Origin of the sequence: Bacillus sp. ABP14, assembly GCF_001831375.1 — a bacterium.
GTDB classification, from domain to species: Bacteria; Bacillota; Bacilli; order Bacillales; family Bacillaceae_G; genus Bacillus_A; species Bacillus_A paranthracis.
In genome coordinates, this window is sequence record NZ_CP017016.1 from 3,705,563 (window position 1) to 3,723,110 (window position 17,548).

A 17,548-nucleotide genomic window follows, 5' to 3' on the forward strand; every position below is an offset into this window, starting at 1 on the left:
TTGTCCTTTTCTCTTATCTTAAAAAGTGCTTGAAACGATCTACTTCATCGTCATGACCAATTACAATTAATATATCTCCCGCTTGAATGTTTTCCGTAGCTCGAGGGGATACAATAACTTCTTTACCACGTTTAATCGCTACAATATTCAATCCAAACTTCGCACGAATATCTAATTCGATTAAAGAATGACCATCAATTTTTTTATTTGCAATAATCTCTACAATGCTATGCTCATCTGAAAGCTCAAGATAGTCTAACACATTACTTGATGCAATATTATTTGCAATCCTTTTTCCCATATCACGCTCTGGGTGCACAATGTGATCTGCTCCTATTTTACTTAATACTTTTTCATGGTAATCATTTTGAGCTTTTACAGTAATATTTTTTACACCTAACTCTTTCAGAATTAACGTTGTTAAAATACTTGAATTTAAATTGTCCCCAATCGCAACGACTACATGATCAAAATTACGAATACCAAGACTTTTTAATACCATCTCATCTGTTGAATCTGCAATTACAGCATGTGAAGCTATATTTGCAAACTCATTAATTTTATCCTCATCTGAGTCAATTGCCATTACTTCCATACCTAATTGAGCAAGTTCCCGACAAATACTTCCACCAAAACGCCCAAGCCCAATGACAGCAAATTCTTTCTCTTTTTCACCCACAGGAATTCCTCCAATAACATCGAATACTATGTATTTTTATTGTAACATACTTTAGATTTGCTACAAAAACCTGTATATCATTCTTATTTTTGTTTTTGCATATAAAAATACTGTTGTAAATAAAATGCGATACTGAAAATTAACATACCAAATACAAATATGTTTCCAAATGAACTAAACGTTTCAAAAACGAATAATAACGTTTCTTGTCCGAAGAAAGCAAATAATAGTTGTGTAAATGCGAATAGCAATGCCAATATATAATGGTGTTGATGGAATAAATAATGCGTTGCACCTAAAAAAGCGATAAACGAAAGAATGAAAATCCACCAATTTTCTAAAAACAGTTGCCAATTCGTAAATTGATACCCATTTACTAATATCGCAATAATTGCTATAACCGCCATCGTTGGCACACTCCATAACAATGCACGCCCTCTAAAGAAATGCGTACCTTTTACATCCCCCTTTTCATTTGCAATGTATGTTAGCACGACAGTACTTATATACAACACAGAGAGAATTGTTAAAACAATTATGAGCCAAAAATGCAACTGATAATATTCATGTTCTATATTCGTCACGATAGCAGCTAGCATACACGGTATTAGCATTCCCGTCCAACCATCTACTTTTCTCTCATTCCAAAATACCGTATTACCAATACGAATTCCTAATAGCATAAAAATAATGATACCTAGTACAAATAATGTAGTCTTATTTCCTACTAAGCTCGTTGAAAAAGCAATTAATCCAATAAATAAAAAAAGAACAAACCCATTCATAATTTCTAGTACAGGTGATAAATACCTTTTCACCCAGTTGTATGTCTCTTCATATTCATTATTATTCGCTAAACGGTAGGCATAAAAACTTATTCCAAAATAAACCGCCGCAATAATAACATATGTATATAAAACAAAACATAAAATCGCACTGCTAATCTGCACGTAATTCCCCACCCTTTTTTCTACGTTTCACCTTGATTTTACACACTTTCCACACGAATTGTAAACATATATAAGCTAGTTAACTAATCATCTTCTCAATAAGCGATAATGAATAATGAGCAGCGGCTCAAAACCACTGCTCATTATTTTATCCATTTGTATGCCGATGTGTATTCAAAACAAATATAAAAGATGTTTTCACCTTGGAACTAACAAATACCCACCAAGTTGGCGAGCAAATTTACTTTCTAGTTCCCTTCCACTTTACATATTGATCTAAAAATACGATAGCTTTCTCAATAGCCTCTTCATCTGGCTTTAATTTTGCATGATGTAAACCATATTCTGAATTTACCCCAAGCCAAAACATAAATCCAGGAATCTCTTGAAGCATATAACCAAAATCTTCACCTGTCATTGCCTCAGTACACGTAATTACTTTCATATCAGTTTGTTCACTTACAAATTGCATAAACTCTCTCGTTAATGCTTCATGGTTGTATACTTGGTGATACATCGCTCCGTAGTCAATAACCGCTTCACATTGGAAGGAAGCTTCTATACCTGCAACAATTGCCTCAATCCTACTTTTCACACGACTCATTGATTCCACTGATAACGTTCGAATCGTTCCTTCTAACCGAGACTTTTCTGCTATGATATTTTGAACTGTACCGCCTGTTATTTTTCCGATTGTAATTACTGCACTATCAAGTGGGTTTACATTACGACTAATAACAGACTGAAGCTGTGTAACAAGGTGACTAGCTGCGACAATCATATCATTTGCAGTATGAGGATAAGCTGCATGTCCACCTTTCCCCTTTAAATCAACATATAACTCTGATGTATTTGCAAATAATAGCCCCTCTTTTGTAGCAATTGTCCCTACAGGGTATTCAGGTGCAATATGAAGGCCGAGAATAATATTCGGCTTCCATTCTTTTAACTCTTCACTCTCTAACATAGGAAGAGCCCCTCCAGGCCCTTCTTCAGCTGGTTGGAATAGAAATACAAGGTCATCATCTATTCTTTCTGTTACAGCTGCTGTTAGAAGGCCTAAACCGATTGTCGTATGTAAGTCATGTCCACATGCATGCATCATTCCTTCATGAACAGAAGCGAACTCATATCCAGTTTCCTCTGTAATTGGTAAACCGTCTATATCTGCGCGATAACCTATAACTTTTTCTGGATTCCTTCCCTTTACTTTAACAATAACACCCGTTCTCCACACTTTCACTTCCACATGTTCATTCGAAAGCGTTCCTATGTAATCTAAAATATACTGTTGTGTTTTCCACTCTTTAAATCCAATTTCCGGTATTTTATGTAAGTCTCTACGAATTTGAACGAATTTGCTTACTACCATTTTTGCACCTCTATCTATAAAAAGCGTAAGAGCCTGTTTATGCTCTTACGCTTTTTTGTTTTTATTTCTCTGGGTTTAATTGACGAAGCTCTTGTTTAATTTCAGTTTTTGCTTTTGTCTTCTCATCAATCTCTTTAATTACACGTGCTGGAGTACCTGCTACAACTGTATATGGAGGTACATCTTCTGTTACAACAGCTCCTGCTGCTACAACTGCACCTTTACCTACTGTAACTCCCTCTAACACAACTACGTTAGCACCAATAACAACATCGTCTTCAACGATAACTGGTTTTGCTGAAGGTGGCTCAATAACACCTGCAAGTACTGCGCCTGCACCTACGTGACAGTTCTTACCAACAGTTGCACGTCCACCAAGTACCGCGTTCATGTCGATCATAGACCCTTCACCAATTACAGCACCGATATTAATTGTTGCATTCATCATAATAACAGCGTTGTCGCCGATTTCAACGTGGTCACGAATAATCGCACCTGGCTCAATACGAGCTTTAATACCTTTTAAATCAAGCATTGGAATTGCAGAATTACGACGGTCATTTTCAACAACGTAATCAACAATGTACTTGCTATTTTCATCTAGAATTGTCTTAATTTCAGACCATTCTCCAAATAATACACCAGACTTTTTATTTACAAATGCTTGTACCGTTTCAGGGAATGTTACTTCTTTTAAATCCCCTTTTATGTATACCTTTACAGGAGTTTTCTTTTCACTTTTTTGAATAAACGAAATAATTTCGTTAGCGTCCATCATTTTCATTCTTGTTGCCTCCTAAATCCATTTATAATGTTACTCTACCAAACGATAGGGCGAGTAGCAAGATAATAATCCTATTTTTCCATTTGAATTTCTTCTATAATTTCTAAAAATGCTTGTACTTGCTTCAATTGTCTAGCTGATTCACTCGTCAATAACCATGTTTCTCTCGTTAATTGGACAGGTGTTTTATACATATTTTCCTGTACTTCTTTTAAAACAGTAGAAGGTAAAAGAGCATAACCTATACCATTTAAAACGAGTTGTTTGCAAGTCTCAATTTGATCAACGACAATTGTTCTCTTAGGTGGATTAGAAAATAAACCATACCACCAATTTTGTATCTGTCCATAATAAGTCGAATCACTTTTAAATTGAATAAATGGTCTATTTGTTTCTTTTAACATCGAAATATCTTTTATTTCTTTATCCACTAAATAAAGTTCATCTTCAAATAATTGTTGCTTCTGGCCTTTATATTCTTGTGTTCCTCTCAATATAGCAACATGCACGTCTCCTTCATAAAATTGCTTTTGCACCTCACTACTCCAGCCAGTAAACAGCGATATTTTTACAGAAGGATATTTATGTACAAACTTCTTCAAAACAGGAGGAAGCCAATATTGACCAATAACTGATGCGACAGCTATTTTTAACGTCCCATGAGTTTCTGTTCTAAAAACAGCTAGTTCACTTTTAATATCCTCTTCCCTTTGTAGCATTTCTTTTGCGTAATTTGCAACTTTTTCCCCTTCAGGTGTAATTGTCAATCCTTTTTGCGAGCGAATAAAAAACTTCATTCCCCATTGTTTCTCCATAGATTGTAATCGTTGACTAAGCGCAGGTTGTGAAACAAATAAACGTTCCGCCGCTTTTCTCATATTTGATTCCTGTGCTAACACAACCATCATTTGAAAATCATCAATTTGCAACTTTCTCCCTCTTTCCTTAGCTTCCATACACCTTATCTCAATAAGCTTTTCATCCGTAATTTAACTACATACGCTTATATTTTTTATCTTTTTAAATATAATACATACACAACTGATATGCACGAAAAAAAAGTGACTTCTTCGGTTCTATGAAGTCACTTTTCTCACATTATCGATTATGTTGCCTTACTTTTTTATTCAACAATTTTAAAATCGCTCGACGTGTTAAAATCCCCTCAAAATACCCATCTTCATTGACAGCGCAAATAAATGGATGATCAATAGTCATTTCTAATGCTTTTGCAAACGAATCTTCTAACTTAAGAACCGGGATATCTTTCTTCATTACTTGCTCTACTTTCATTTCGTCAAGTCTTTCAAACTCAATGCGTTCTAGCCCTAACATACCGTCTAAAATCATAGCAGTACTAATTAACCCATGCAATTTGTACATCGGGTCCAAAACAGGTATCGCCGAATATCCAGATTTCACAAGTACGAGTAAAGCATGCTCTAAACCATTCCCTATTTGGACGTGTGCTACTTTTTCTGATGAAATCATTAAATCTTTTACAAAAATTTGTTGAAACTCGTCTTTTGGAATACTAATCATATTACATCCCCCATTTTCCCTTTTTCCTGCTTATAATTACCGGCTCTATTCACATTTTATGACAGCGTTTTCATATTATTATTTTGTCCTTACATTCTTTCAGTAAAAAACAAAATTACACAGCTATTTTAGCATATAACACAAAAAAAAGACTACCATTCCGGTAGCGCTTAATACCCTTTATTTTTTAATCTGTAAAATAACCTTGTGATTTTTTTATATTGCATCACGTCTGTCTTTTTTAAACCATTCTCGATATCTGTAAGTTCCACAGCTAAAATTTCACTCGCATAATTTTGCTGAAATAAAATATCTAGTAACAAACTTTCCTCTTCTTCTGTTAAAACAAATTCCCTTTTCATATACCCCTCTCCTTATACTCGCATCGTTACCATTATTATATAAAATTTTCAACCTATTTAATAGATGTAATATTCAGTTTTTAGTGAAAGAAATATATAAATTGTTTTTATTTCGTATATCGATTTGCATAACTAAACGCCGCATAAGCATCTGGCTTAATTTTTGCAGTTAATCCCATCGCTTGAATTTTCGCTGTCATATCTAGAATAAATTCTTTTGTTAAACCATCATTTCCGATATCTAAGTGAATCTCCATTATAAAACCAGCCCCATCTTGAGCATATGGATGCAATAAATCCCATATTGTTTGTATATGATTAGGAGTAAATAGGCATGCAATTTCTTGACTAAACTGCGTCTCTAAATATATTTTCTCACGTAAAGTTTCTGGCTTATCTTTTACTGATTGATGGTGTAAACACCCCCAGGCTCCTTTTCCAACGCGATGAATATGAATTGCCGTAATAAACCTCGTATCCTTTTGATGTGCTTGTGAGTCTGTCCCAATGGATAAACGATATAAATTTCGCGGATCCTTTTCAATGAAATTACAAATACGGGTAAAGACCATATCAAAATTTAAATGTCTCTCTGAAACATTATAAAATTTATGTTCACCGGCCACATAGTCACGTCCTTTCAATTAGACAGACTTTTCGTATTCTCATTGTATGGGACAAAAACAAAAATTATAACTCCCTACCCTTTATTCGTTTCAATATTCCGAATTACATAATGGCAAACTTGGCACGTATAAATTACGTTTTGATTCGATTGAGCCGTTAGTACATGAATAATCTCAGCAGAATTGTGACAATTAGGACAAATCACAACTGGTAAACGTTCCATATAACACACCTCCTCACTATTTTCATCCCGCTATTTACTATCCGTCCTCAATTGGTGATGGATAATAAGCTGTATAATAGGACGAAGAAACCCTACTAATTACACTTTCACTTTATTACCATTGTAGGAAAAATGAAAAATCCTTATACATATATACTAAAAGTAATAGAACTAAAAAAGGTGTTGCCCTATGGCAACACCTTTTTTATATGTATCAAGAAATGATATCGTAAATCTCAATTGCAACCATGTCGATATTATCGAATTGATACACTTGAGGTTTTTCACCTTGTTGATACACTTCTAACTCATACATTTCACTTTTATCGAAAAATTTCACGCTACATTTGCGCTCACCGTTCACTTCAAAATAGCGTTGTGCTACTTCACCGCTTTCAGCTTGTTCTTGTAGACTAACAAGTCGAGTTAAAATTCCTTGGAGTAGAGACATGAAATCTCTCCTTTCTCTGATCTTCCTACCAATAGGTTTTACAGCTATACTCATTCTATCCGTCATAACAGAAAAAATGTTCCACACTCTAGGATAAAGGTTATTGGCCAGAAACTCAACTAAAAATTTGTCGAAATACGAAGGAAAAAACAGAAAGAACATCTTTTCCCTTCTTTATTGCGATTTTTATACTGGAAGAATATAATAAAAAACAGTAAAAAGGAGGAATTGCAATGAAAAAAATTGAGGTTTACACACAACCTGATTGTCCGCCATGTGTTATTGTGAAAGAATTTTTAAAGCATAATAACGTTGTATACGAAGAGTTTGACGTAAAAAAAGACGCCGCTGCTCGCAATCGTCTTTTATATGACTATGATTCTTATTCAACTCCGACGGTTGTAATTGATGGAGAAGTTGTTGCTGGTTTTCAAATTGAAAAATTACAACAACTTCTTAATATAGAATAGGAATAGGTAAAGACCTATTCCTATTTTTATCCCGATATATTTTGGAAGTATGCATCTAATTGTGGCAAGTTCATATTAAACGGGATATGCCCCTGATTAAAGTTTCACTTTATAATTGTTGTAACCTTTTTATTTCAGTTAAAAGTTCTTGACTTTCATGATATCCAGCCAATTTCCATTTCCCTTGATCTCTTTGCAATGTTATAATTTGATATTGTCCACTTTTCGCCCGTTCATAAACATATAAAATTTTATGCTCTTCATCATATGACATTTTCGTTTCTGAATTAAAAGAAAATGGCGCTTCTTTTGCTGGAAGTAAATATTCACCACTTTGTTTATCACTTCTACTATTTTCATCTGTAAATACTTGAAGGAAATTCTCTGTAAAATATGGTGATAACGTTTCTATCATCTTATTCATCGGCAAACGCTTCCCACGAATTGAAAATTGGCTTTCATAGCCTTTTTGTATCGTTACAAACACTTCTTTCCGATCGACTTTCACTTCCTCTTTTCCTAAAACAGTTGTAACACTATAACCAACTAGAAAGGCAACGCATACAAATAGAACTAACCATATTCCATATTTTCTCATTTTTTCACCTTCCTTTTAAGAAAACTTGTCTTTGTAGTATTCATTGTAACAATGATTATGCAAAGAAAGGGCTGGTTTCGTTCGTAAAATCTTTACAACGATAGACAGCATTTTCGGCACCATTTTCACTATTACCAATTTATGATAAAAACAAACAAAAAATGCACGAATCTCTTCGTGCATTAAAATAAAACATCTTCTTCATATAAATATTCATACGATAAATCTATAAATAAAAAGTTCTCATCATCAATCGGGAAAGAAAATGTTCGTACCATCTCACCGGTTTCAATATCAGCATATAAATCTGAAAGTCTTGCCTTATTCTCAAAACGCATTTTCATAATATTCTCTAGAAAATACGGGCGCCAACTCCAGTTCTTCATATAATACTCAGGCATCACAATCCATTCCCCATCTTTTTTCATAACGTTTCCTGATTGTTGAAAACCATCTTCGTTACAAATAAATATACGAAAACTACATTGTGATACACTTTGGCTAAATTGTAATAACCAATCATTTATATCTTCATTCTTTTTCTGTTTCGCTAAAACATCGCCAATTCGATCACGTAACATTTCTGTTAAATTATAAATCTTTTGTAGTTTTTTCTTCTCATGTTGAATAAATTGATGACACTCATTACCAAGTCGTTCTTTCAAAACGTTCGTTTCAATAAAATCAGGTAAGCATTCTTTCAAATAATTCCCTTGATAGTACCTACCACCGTTTTTCCATGCATATTGTAATTGATAAAAAGCATCTATTTCTTCATATAACAATGTCGCACCAATTCTTCTAGCAAGTAATGATAAAGAATATAAAATATCTTGATAAGATTGTAAAAGTGCAGTTTGTCTTAAATTTGTTAAATCTACTTTTAAAATATCAGGTGCTAACACGCTAATACGTTCTAAATTACTTGTACCTGTTCCGACTTTATTAATCGAAATTTGAATACCATATGTACGATAATACATAAGCAAATGATTAAATTGCTCTATATCTTCTTTACATTCATGTTCTGTAATCTCTAAAACAATGTTTTTCAAATTTAAACCTTGTTTTTCATACATCAATAAAAGTTGAAGTAAACTTTCATCATCATCGTTCATTAATACGTTAGCATTCCGATGTATAAATAATAATAGTTTTTGATCACTTTCTAAATAACGATTTAAAGCCTTTTCTACTATAATGTTATCCGCTTCTAGTTGAAACTCACTTGGAATAGAGTCATCATGAAAGAAAGAAGCTAAGCTTTGTATGCCCTCTTCTGTTTGAATACGCCCTACTACTTCATATCCAATTACAGTATGTTCATCAGCACTAAAAATTGCTTGATAATAAGGAAGGACTTTATCCAAGTTACTCATTACATCTAATGCATCTATCAACGTGCTTCCCTCCCTTTACTTTTCAAAAATTATAACATGATATTTACGGAAAAATAATAAAAAATCCCTTCAGTTTTCCTGAAGGGATTAGAGGGGTAAAATGCTAAGGGGAATTAGCAATTCTACTATGAAGAAAAAAGAGGTCTTAAATATAACGTATATATGACCTCTTGTAAACACTTTTCTTTCATATGTCACAATTCTGTCACATTTTTCTTATCCCTTTTAAAATGGGTATTGATGTAAATGTTGTCCTCCATCCATTGTCATACAAGTTCCATTTATGTACGCAGCTTCATCTGAACATAAATAATAAGCTAGACCTGCAATTTCTTCTGGCGTACCCAGTCTTCCAAGCGGAACACTTTGTATCGTACGCTTAGCCATTTCTTCTGAAATCCATAATTTATCAGCACCGCCCGTACGTTCAATTGGTCCTGGCGCAATAGCGTTAACTCGGATTCCATATTTACGTCCCCACTCAACAGCGAGTGTCTTCGTCATTGCTAATACTCCAGCCTTCGCTGCAGCCGAATGAATAACTCCCGGACCTGCATCCCACGCATATGTTGCTACCATGTTAATGATATTTCCTTTTATACCTTTTTCAATCCAATATTTTCCGACAGCCTGGCTACAGTAAAATGTACCGTTTAACACAATATTAATAACCGAATTCCAGCCGTTCACGGATAAATCTTCTGCTGGACAAATAAAGTTTCCAGCTGCATTATTTATTAAAATATCAATTCGTCCAAACTTCTCATCAATCTGTTCAATCATTTTCTGAATATCATCCGTATTTCTTACATCCATTTGTACCGGTAATATTTGTCCTGGAAATTGTTCAATTTCCAATTTTGTTTCCTCTAGTTTTTCCTTTGTACGTCCTGTAATAACAACTCGTGCCCCTTCTTTTGCAAAACGAGTCGCCATTCCTTTTCCCATTCCGCTCGATCCACCTGTTACAATAACTACTTTTTCTTTCATATTATATCCCCTCCAAAAAATGAATACACATTCATTTTATCATTTTATTTAATAGAAATCTTTATATTTTTAAACTTTTCTGATATTTTAACGTAAAGAGATTTCTTTTTATTCACTTTTTCGTTATCTATACTACTTTTACATGATTTAAAATATATTAAAAAAAACGAAAGGAGATTTGAGTAACCTGTAAATGTAACGAACACATGTAATATAAGCCAAATAGGTATACTCATATTTTTATGAAGAAAATTACAAGAAGAGATTTTTTAAAAACTGGAATGCGTACTTGCCTATATTCATTTATAACGACTAGTATCGGATACTATTATGCTAAATATATTGAGCCTCATCTGCTCTCTTTTACAGAACATACACTGAAATCACAACTCATCCCAAAAAGCTTTCACGGTATGAAGATTCTTCAATTTAGCGATTTACATCTCGGATACTATTTCTCTCTCCAACATTTATCTCAAATCGTCTCTAAAATTAATGCTGTAAAACCCGACATTGTTCTTTTTACTGGTGATCTCATTGATAATTATCAAACGTATACTGACACTCCTTTCGTTGCATCTATTTTAAAAAATATACAAGCACCCTTCGGTAAATTTTCTATTTATGGTAACCATGATCACGGCGGATATGGAACGGAATACTACGAACACATCATGCGTGAATCTGGATTTGAACTGTTACTAAACAGCGAAAAGAGAATCCGTCTACTGGATAATAGTGAAATTTCAATTTTCGGTCTTGATGATATACTATTAGGCAAACCCAAAATAAAGGAGACACTACAGCGTGCTCGGAAAAACATTTATAACATTGTTCTTGTTCACGAACCAGATATTGCACCGCAAATTGCTACATATCCAGTTAACTTACAACTTTCTGGTCATAGCCATGGCGGACAAGTACAAATCCCTTTTTTAGGCGCTATTATTACCCCAACACTTGCTAAAAACTATGTAGAAGGTTTCTATACGATCCAAGATTTAGCTCTCTATGTCAATCGCGGCCTTGGCAGAACACGTGTCCCATTCCGATTTATGGCAAAACCTGAGATAACAATTTTTACACTCCAACATTCGTAATCATTCGCCTATTTTCTTACATATCCTTTCTTGTACGCGCTCATCCATGTTTCATTTACCATATGATAAAAGTGAGTCCAATAAAGGAGGTTTGTTCATGTATCCATATTATCAACCAATCCCAGTCCGTTCAGCACCTATTGGTCCAGTAGGCGACTCACGCTTCTTTCCGTTTTTTGGCGTCCCATTTCTAGCTGGTATTGCTGGTGGACTGCTTGGCGGAGCATTAGCTTTCGGTCCTAGACCGTATTACCCACCATATCCACCACCTTTCCCACCGCCGACACCTTATCCTTGTTATGGCGGACCTTGTCAACAACCATTCTATTATTAATGTACCGCAACAATTCTACTAATGTTATTTCCTTTCTTAACCGATTCATAATCCATTAACATGCTTATAATAAAAAGTATTCTCTCTACGCATCCTTTATAATAAGTAGAGAACAAAGTAAAAAACCTCTTAAAAAAGAGGTTTTTTACTTTGTTCTCATTATTCGGCATCTGTGTTTTGATACGCCATCTTAAATAACTTCACTTGGCTATCAATCTCTTCTGCCCCATTATTAATAACATAATAATAGTCACCGTCTTTATTTTGTTCACGTGTTTTCACATTATCAGCTAAAGTAAGCTGTAAAATCGCCTTAATTCGTGCCTTCATTTCAATATCTAATATCGGGAAAGATATTTCTACACGTTTCTCCATATTTCTTGTCATCCAGTCAGCTGAAGATAAATATATTTTCTCTTCTCCATTATGATGGAAATAATAAATACGGCTATGTTCTAAATATCTCCCGACAACACTAACTACCCGAATATTTTCACTTACATTTGGAATACCAGGTCGTAGGCAGCATGTTCCTCGAACGATGAGCTCTACCTTTACTCCAGCTTGTGATGCTTCATACATTTTTTTAATAAGTGGTTTATCAGTTAATGAATTCATTTTAGCAATGATATATCCATTTCCATATTGCCTATGATAACGAATTTCTTCATCTATTAAATCGATAAATTGCTCTCTTATATCAAATGGTGCAACCGATAAATGATGAAAATGCGGCTTTGTTGTATAACCACTCAAATAATTAAAGAAATTTGTTGCATCGACCCCAAAGTCTTTTCGTGATGTAATATAACCAAAATCAGTATATAACTTTGCGGTTGCATCATTGTAATTTCCGGTTCCAAGATGTACGAACCTTTCAATTTTTCCGTTTTTTCTTCTTACAACTAGCGTAATTTTACTATGTGTTTTCAAATGACTTACACCGTAAATAACATGACAACCCGCCTGTTCTAATTCTTTAGCCCAATGCACATTATTTTCTTCATCAAACCTTGCCTTTAACTCAACTAATACCGTCACTTGTTTCCCTTTTTCAGCCGCTACCTTTAGCGCCTGAATAATTGGAGAATCACCACTTACTCGATATAATGTTTGTTTGATCGCAAGTACATTCGGGTCGTCTGCTGCATCACGAACAAAATCAACTACTGGCTGAAACGATTCAAACGGATGATGTAATAAAATATCATGCTCAATTGCTTTTTCAAATACATCTTCCGCATCCCCTAAATCTTGAGGTCGTTGTGGAATAAGAGCCGGATATACTAAATGTTCATATAAAGGCGCTAGTTTTTTATATAAAGAAAATAGACATGTTAAATCTAACGGTCCATCCATTATATACACATCTTCATCCTTTACTTCCAACACCTCATATAATAATGCTAATACTCTTTCATCAATATGCTCTTTGCCAACTTCTAAACGTACAGCAGCTCCCCACTTACGCTTTTTTAATTCTTTTTCAATTACCTTTAATAAATCTCTCGCACCTTCTTCGTGAATTGTTAAATCCGCATTGCGTGTAATACGGAAACGAGTAACAGATGATACTTTATATCCTGTAAATAATTTATGAGTAAAACTACTAATTACGTCTTCTAATAAAATAAATTTATGCTTTTGTCCTTCACTCGGTAAAAATATGAAACGTTCCAGTAGTGAAGGAACTTGTACAATTCCTAACTTCGTGCGGTTTTCTTCTTCCACTTGTTTCTCATCATATAAAAGAGTAGCTAAATTTAAACTTTTATTTAATAACATCGGAAATGGACGATATGCATCGATAGCTACAGGTGTTAAGACTGGGAAAATTTGTTCATCAAAATACTCTTCTATAAATTCTCTCTGTTCTTTCGTCAAATCATGAAATGTTAAACGCTCAATCCCCTCTAACTCCAGCGCTGGCAACACATAATTTTTAAACGTATCATATTGTACAGTCATTAATTCATGGGCCTTTATCGCAATTTTATTTAATTGCTTTTTTGGTGTTAAGCCGGCCTTATTTTCTGGTTGGTTAAAACCAGCACTCACCTGATCCTTCAATCCTGCCACGCGTACCATAAAGAATTCATCTAAATTTGAGCTAAAAATGCTAATAAACTTTAATCTTTCTAAGAGTGGATTCATTTCATCTTGTGCTTCTTGTAGTACACGTTCATTAAATGCTAACCAACTTAACTCTCGATTGTTGTAATAAGCTGTATCATTTAAATTTACTATATTCCCCTTCGATAATTCCATCCTCTTCACACTTCCCCTTGAAACTTTTTTACTATAATTTAGTTACTTTCATTTTAGCAAATTACAATATTATAAAGTGTAAATTTTTTGTAAAGACATCCGTACAACTCAATGCTTTAATTTAAATAATAAGGTAATATTTGTTTTCAATACTCTTTCTAGCTGTTTCTTCTGCTTTTCAGCTTGCACTTTTTCCGCTAACGCCGATTGTTCACATACAATTTCAAATGTTAATCCTTCTTTACTTTCTGTTATAGATATTGATTCAACAAGCGATCTTTGTCTTATATTTAGAGCTGCTGAAAATTGTAAAACAGCCCCTAATAGGCGAATTTTTTTTTGTTCGTTTTTATCAAACCATCCTTCAAACGGAGACAGATGTTGTTTGAATAACATTTTTGATTTATAAGACGCAATAAGCGCTAATCTAACTCGCTCTTTATGCATCATACCATCAATTGTTTTATTTGCTAATAAATAAAACGTATGTAAACGGCTCGCTTCTTCGTCTATATATTTGCCTATATTAAATACTTTTGCTGCTTGATGGAACACTTCCCAGTCTTTTACTGACATAGAAATCAGCCCTGTTTCTTCAAGCTGTTGACAAATTAATCTTCCATGTTTAATAAGCTGTATTACAAATTCCATGTCCATTTCATATTCATGTGATAATAAATACAAACTTTCTTCGACCACGTTCGGATAATATGAAATCCCCAAATCTTTTGTCAACTCTTCATAGAAAACACCTTCTCTTAATCCTTTTCTACTTAATACAAATGCTGGTGCCTCTATAACATTAACAAGCGTATGAAATACTTCGACTGCGGGAACAATTGTATCCGCTCGATCTTTTGCCAATCCTTCCAATTTTTGAAGTTCTATGAACGACAAGCCTTCCAATTCTTCTTTCACATTTTTAATATCTTCTTCTTTCATCTTGTATAAATGTACTCCTGCTATAGGATAACAAATTAAATTTTGATGAATTTTCACTAAGTTCCTCGCACTACCACCAATTGCAATAAGGGGTAATTTCTTATCAATTAACCATGGTAATGTTCGAAATTGATATTCTAAGTACGTTTGAAGCTTTTCCAACTCTTCTTCAGTAGGTATGTCCCCTTTAATAAATTGTTGCTTTAAAGAAAGTGCCCCAAAAGGAAAGCTATGATACTCTAAAATCTCTCTATTTCGAAAGTATGTAACTTCCGTACTTCCTCCACCAATATCTACTGTAATCCCTTCCGAGAACGAAGTTGAATTCATAACCGCTAAATAGCCGTAACGCGCTTCTTCATATTCTGATAATACTCTAAGAGTAAAGTCTGTTTGTCCTTCAACAAGTTTTTTAATTTCCTCTTGATTCTCAGCCTGCCTAATTGTTGCTGTTGCAACACAAAGTACATGGCGCAACTGATGGAATCGTGTACTTTCTTGAAATTGAAATAATGTTTGTAACAATACCTCTATTCCTTCTTCAATCAACACACCATCGACTAAGTAATTCCTTAACCTTGCAACCACTTTCGTATTTTCAATCTCTTTATAAAAACCTCCGTTTTGCTTTTCATAAATAACTAAACGCATTGTATTAGATCCAATATCTATAATGGCATATTGCTGTTTTAATATTTCTTTCAAACTTCTCACTCTTTCATTATCAAATTTCTAAAACACATTCTATTACTATTATACAAAATAGTTGTTTTTTGTAACAATATTGCTTTAATATTGAAAATATATACAATCACTTTTTGCATATAATAAAAATCGCTTTTACTTATGGTATAATAATGAAAAATTGAAAGGAGATTTAATATGAAACCTTCACAACCACAATCTCAATTACAAAACCAACATTCTATTAATCGACTAGCTCAATCTATTTTCGTTGTGAATCGTCATGCTAAAGCTGCAACTAATCCGAAGTATTTATACTGGTTAAAAAAGACAGCTTTAGAACGCTTAATTACTGAAAAAAAAGCTATTAAAGAAGGATTACATTTCTCTAGAAATCCACGTTTTAGCCAACAACAATCTGATGTTCTTATACGTTTAGGTGATTACTTTTTCCATATTCCTCCTACAAAAGAAGATTTTCGAATCCTACCACATCTCGGTCATCTTGAATCCTCCTATCGAAATCCGAAAACAACCTTATCTTTAACAGTAGCAAAAAAAACACTTCAAGATTATATTGGTCCTGAAGCGCTAAAACAAGAAAAAAAATTAAGTGAACCTGTCCCATGGTATAGTCGTACGTATACAAAAAAATAAAACAGTTTGGCCAATTGTAGGCCAAACTGTTTTATTTTTTCTCTTCTTTAATTTTAATATTTGCTTGTTTATAAAAAGCAATTTTTTCTGTATTATAAGACTTCGTAAATTCATTAAACTTGTCTTTTTCTGATTCAATATCTTTATAAGACTGATTTACTACTTTTACTTTTTCACTAATATCTTTTAATTTCGTACCTTTATCTTGTAACATTGTATATAATTCTTTTTCTTGTTTTAACGATTTATTATAGCTATCATACATTTTGTTAAATGAATCATGTCGTTTCTCATATGTGCTTTTCACTTTATCCGCTTGATCTTTCAATTTCTTATCTTCAATTTTCTTCACATATTTATCTGCCGATTTCACTTCTTCTTGTGCCTTATTTAAAGATTCTTTTTCTTTTTTAAGCACTTTTTCTCGTTCATCTGTATTTTTCACTGCTTGGTTTAGTTTTTCCTTAACAGTTTGATTATTATCTTTTCCTTCTTGAACAATCTGGTTATATAATTCTTGTCCCTCTTTCTCTAAAGTTTCAAGTTTTTTTGCATCTTCAAACATTGTTTTTTCTTGCTTTGCAGCATTTTCAAATGCAACATATAATTCCTCTTCTGGTTTCGGCCCGAAACAACCCGCTAGTAAAGTCATTGATAATGCAGTTACAATTGCTAATTTACTATATTTCAACATCTTTTTCCTCCTACTTATATACGATCATCGTGTAAAAAGCTATGAAATTATATAACCTTCTATAAACTCCACACTCGCACCTTTTTCACGAAAATCATTCATATTGTTTATAATGCTTGCACAAATTGTATTACTTAAAATTACATTTTCCGTTTTCGAACTAAATAGCAGTTTCATATCCATCTTTTACTTGGAACTTTTTAAAACCTATTCATACTATGTATTACATAAAAGTACAACGGAATTCATCACAACCATAATAATTTGAAGAACAACAGTAATTATTCACCTGATAAAAGATGTTCGTTGTTCTCACACGTCTATCATTCTATCATTCCCTTTCCCGCTTTCTATCAAATAATCTCTTCGTTCATTTTACACAGTATAAATGCTATCTTGCAACTATTCCCTAAAAAGGAAA

General features: G+C 33.5%; 20 protein-coding genes. 4 read left to right on the forward strand and 16 right to left on the reverse strand.

Features of this window, described 5'->3' with window-relative positions; all coding sequences use genetic code 11:
* Window positions 1-13: 13 nt before the first annotated feature.
* The 10 genes from BGI23_RS19080 to BGI23_RS19125 form a co-directional block, all read right to left on the reverse strand.
* Window positions 14-679 (reverse strand): potassium channel family protein, encoded by a 666-nt coding sequence (locus BGI23_RS19080; protein ID WP_000504032.1) that lies wholly within the window; start codon window positions 677-679, stop codon window positions 14-16.
* Between the two features lie 83 nt (window positions 680-762).
* Entirely contained in the window at window positions 763-1,629 is an 867-nt protein-coding gene (locus BGI23_RS19085) for a hypothetical protein (RefSeq protein WP_001167329.1), read from the reverse strand.
* A 241-nt stretch (window positions 1,630-1,870) separates the two neighbouring features.
* On the reverse strand, window positions 1,871-3,001 hold the full coding sequence (locus BGI23_RS19090) for an N-acetyldiaminopimelate deacetylase (RefSeq protein WP_000261645.1): 1,131 nt from the start codon (window positions 2,999-3,001) through the stop codon (window positions 1,871-1,873).
* A 61-nt stretch (window positions 3,002-3,062) separates the two neighbouring features.
* A complete protein-coding gene (gene dapD / locus BGI23_RS19095) occupies window positions 3,063-3,785 on the reverse strand; it encodes a 2,3,4,5-tetrahydropyridine-2,6-dicarboxylate N-acetyltransferase (protein ID WP_000783248.1) in 723 nt (240 codons plus the stop codon).
* Window positions 3,786-3,856: 71 nt separating this feature from the next.
* Window positions 3,857-4,741, reverse strand: a complete 885-nt coding sequence (locus tag BGI23_RS19100) for a transcriptional regulator CcpC (protein WP_001984809.1) — start codon at window positions 4,739-4,741, stop codon at window positions 3,857-3,859.
* A 142-nt stretch (window positions 4,742-4,883) separates the two neighbouring features.
* Window positions 4,884-5,327 (reverse strand): cyclic-di-AMP-binding protein CbpB, encoded by a 444-nt coding sequence (cbpB, locus tag BGI23_RS19105; protein ID WP_000623566.1) that lies wholly within the window; start codon window positions 5,325-5,327, stop codon window positions 4,884-4,886.
* A gap of 170 nt (window positions 5,328-5,497) precedes the next feature.
* Window positions 5,498-5,689: an antirepressor AbbA gene (gene abbA, locus BGI23_RS19110; protein WP_000817794.1), complete on the reverse strand. Its 192-nt coding sequence runs from the start codon at window positions 5,687-5,689 to the stop codon at window positions 5,498-5,500.
* Between the two features lie 107 nt (window positions 5,690-5,796).
* Complete coding sequence (locus tag BGI23_RS19115) at window positions 5,797-6,315, reverse strand: ribonuclease H-like YkuK family protein (protein WP_000896651.1); 519 nt, start codon at window positions 6,313-6,315, stop codon at window positions 5,797-5,799.
* Between the two features lie 74 nt (window positions 6,316-6,389).
* Entirely contained in the window at window positions 6,390-6,539 is a 150-nt protein-coding gene (locus BGI23_RS28465; RefSeq protein WP_000440537.1) for a hypothetical protein, read from the reverse strand.
* A gap of 214 nt (window positions 6,540-6,753) precedes the next feature.
* Window positions 6,754-6,990, reverse strand: a complete 237-nt coding sequence (locus BGI23_RS19125) for a YkuJ family protein (RefSeq protein ID WP_000055151.1) — start codon at window positions 6,988-6,990, stop codon at window positions 6,754-6,756.
* 233 nt (window positions 6,991-7,223) lie between these two features.
* Between BGI23_RS19125 and BGI23_RS19130 the strand changes: the two genes are divergently transcribed.
* Window positions 7,224-7,460, forward strand: coding sequence for a glutaredoxin family protein (locus BGI23_RS19130; protein WP_000717880.1), 237 nt, complete (start codon window positions 7,224-7,226; stop codon window positions 7,458-7,460).
* 109 nt (window positions 7,461-7,569) lie between these two features.
* Here the strand turns inward: BGI23_RS19130 and BGI23_RS19135 are convergent, their stop codons facing one another.
* From BGI23_RS19135 to fadH, 3 genes are all read right to left on the reverse strand, one after another.
* A complete protein-coding gene (locus tag BGI23_RS19135; protein WP_001233819.1) occupies window positions 7,570-8,058 on the reverse strand; it encodes a DUF3993 domain-containing protein in 489 nt (162 codons plus the stop codon).
* Window positions 8,059-8,240: 182 nt separating this feature from the next.
* A complete protein-coding gene (locus BGI23_RS19140) occupies window positions 8,241-9,458 on the reverse strand; it encodes an EAL domain-containing protein (protein WP_000564304.1) in 1,218 nt (405 codons plus the stop codon).
* A gap of 225 nt (window positions 9,459-9,683) precedes the next feature.
* Window positions 9,684-10,448, reverse strand: coding sequence for a 2,4-dienoyl-CoA reductase (fadH, locus tag BGI23_RS19145; RefSeq protein ID WP_000660918.1), 765 nt, complete (start codon window positions 10,446-10,448; stop codon window positions 9,684-9,686).
* Window positions 10,449-10,690: 242 nt separating this feature from the next.
* Between fadH and BGI23_RS19150 the strand changes: the two genes are divergently transcribed.
* Together BGI23_RS19150 and BGI23_RS19155 are read left to right on the forward strand one after the other, a co-directional pair.
* Entirely contained in the window at window positions 10,691-11,548 is an 858-nt protein-coding gene (locus tag BGI23_RS19150) for a metallophosphoesterase (protein WP_000724517.1), read from the forward strand.
* Window positions 11,549-11,645: 97 nt separating this feature from the next.
* Entirely contained in the window at window positions 11,646-11,882 is a 237-nt protein-coding gene (locus BGI23_RS19155) for a hypothetical protein (RefSeq protein WP_000283744.1), read from the forward strand.
* Between the two features lie 159 nt (window positions 11,883-12,041).
* On the opposite strand, the gene BGI23_RS19160 is transcribed toward BGI23_RS19155, so the two are convergent.
* Both BGI23_RS19160 and ppx read right to left on the reverse strand, forming a co-directional pair.
* Window positions 12,042-14,150: a polyphosphate kinase gene (locus BGI23_RS19160; RefSeq protein WP_070806767.1), complete on the reverse strand. Its 2,109-nt coding sequence runs from the start codon at window positions 14,148-14,150 to the stop codon at window positions 12,042-12,044.
* 108 nt (window positions 14,151-14,258) lie between these two features.
* Entirely contained in the window at window positions 14,259-15,797 is a 1,539-nt protein-coding gene (ppx, locus tag BGI23_RS19165; protein WP_070806768.1) for an exopolyphosphatase, read from the reverse strand.
* Between the two features lie 177 nt (window positions 15,798-15,974).
* Between ppx and BGI23_RS19170 the strand changes: the two genes are divergently transcribed.
* On the forward strand, window positions 15,975-16,433 hold the full coding sequence (locus tag BGI23_RS19170; RefSeq protein WP_000804868.1) for a YkyB family protein: 459 nt from the start codon (window positions 15,975-15,977) through the stop codon (window positions 16,431-16,433).
* Between the two features lie 31 nt (window positions 16,434-16,464).
* Here BGI23_RS19170 and BGI23_RS19175 read toward each other — a convergent pair whose 3' ends face one another.
* Window positions 16,465-17,127, reverse strand: a complete 663-nt coding sequence (locus BGI23_RS19175; protein WP_000922491.1) for a YkyA family protein — start codon at window positions 17,125-17,127, stop codon at window positions 16,465-16,467.
* Window positions 17,128-17,548: the final 421 nt, after the last annotated feature.

Excerpts from the sequence above, each read along its gene's own strand:
- BGI23_RS19125 (WP_000055151.1), bottom strand. The coding sequence starts at position 6,990 with ATGTCTCTACTCCAAGGAATTTTAACTCGACTTGTTAGTCTACAAGAA.
- BGI23_RS19090 (WP_000261645.1), bottom strand. The coding sequence starts at position 3,001 with ATGGTAGTAAGCAAATTCGTTCAAATTCGTAGAGACTTACATAAAATA.
- BGI23_RS19135 (WP_001233819.1), bottom strand. The coding sequence starts at position 8,058 with ATGAGAAAATATGGAATATGGTTAGTTCTATTTGTATGCGTTGCCTTT.
- BGI23_RS19155 (WP_000283744.1), top strand. The coding sequence starts at position 11,646 with ATGTATCCATATTATCAACCAATCCCAGTCCGTTCAGCACCTATTGGT.
- BGI23_RS19130 (WP_000717880.1), top strand. The coding sequence starts at position 7,224 with ATGAAAAAAATTGAGGTTTACACACAACCTGATTGTCCGCCATGTGTT.
- BGI23_RS19170 (WP_000804868.1), top strand. The coding sequence starts at position 15,975 with ATGAAACCTTCACAACCACAATCTCAATTACAAAACCAACATTCTATT.
- BGI23_RS19175 (WP_000922491.1), bottom strand. The coding sequence starts at position 17,127 with ATGTTGAAATATAGTAAATTAGCAATTGTAACTGCATTATCAATGACT.
- cbpB (WP_000623566.1), bottom strand. The coding sequence starts at position 5,327 with ATGATTAGTATTCCAAAAGACGAGTTTCAACAAATTTTTGTAAAAGAT.
- dapD (WP_000783248.1), bottom strand. The coding sequence starts at position 3,785 with ATGAAAATGATGGACGCTAACGAAATTATTTCGTTTATTCAAAAAAGT.
- BGI23_RS28465 (WP_000440537.1), bottom strand. The coding sequence starts at position 6,539 with ATGGAACGTTTACCAGTTGTGATTTGTCCTAATTGTCACAATTCTGCT.
- fadH (WP_000660918.1), bottom strand. The coding sequence starts at position 10,448 with ATGAAAGAAAAAGTAGTTATTGTAACAGGTGGATCGAGCGGAATGGGA.
- abbA (WP_000817794.1), bottom strand. The coding sequence starts at position 5,689 with ATGAAAAGGGAATTTGTTTTAACAGAAGAAGAGGAAAGTTTGTTACTA.
- BGI23_RS19100 (WP_001984809.1), bottom strand. The coding sequence starts at position 4,741 with ATGGAAGCTAAGGAAAGAGGGAGAAAGTTGCAAATTGATGATTTTCAA.
- BGI23_RS19150 (WP_000724517.1), top strand. The coding sequence starts at position 10,691 with ATGAAGAAAATTACAAGAAGAGATTTTTTAAAAACTGGAATGCGTACT.
- BGI23_RS19160 (WP_070806767.1), bottom strand. The coding sequence starts at position 14,150 with ATGGAATTATCGAAGGGGAATATAGTAAATTTAAATGATACAGCTTAT.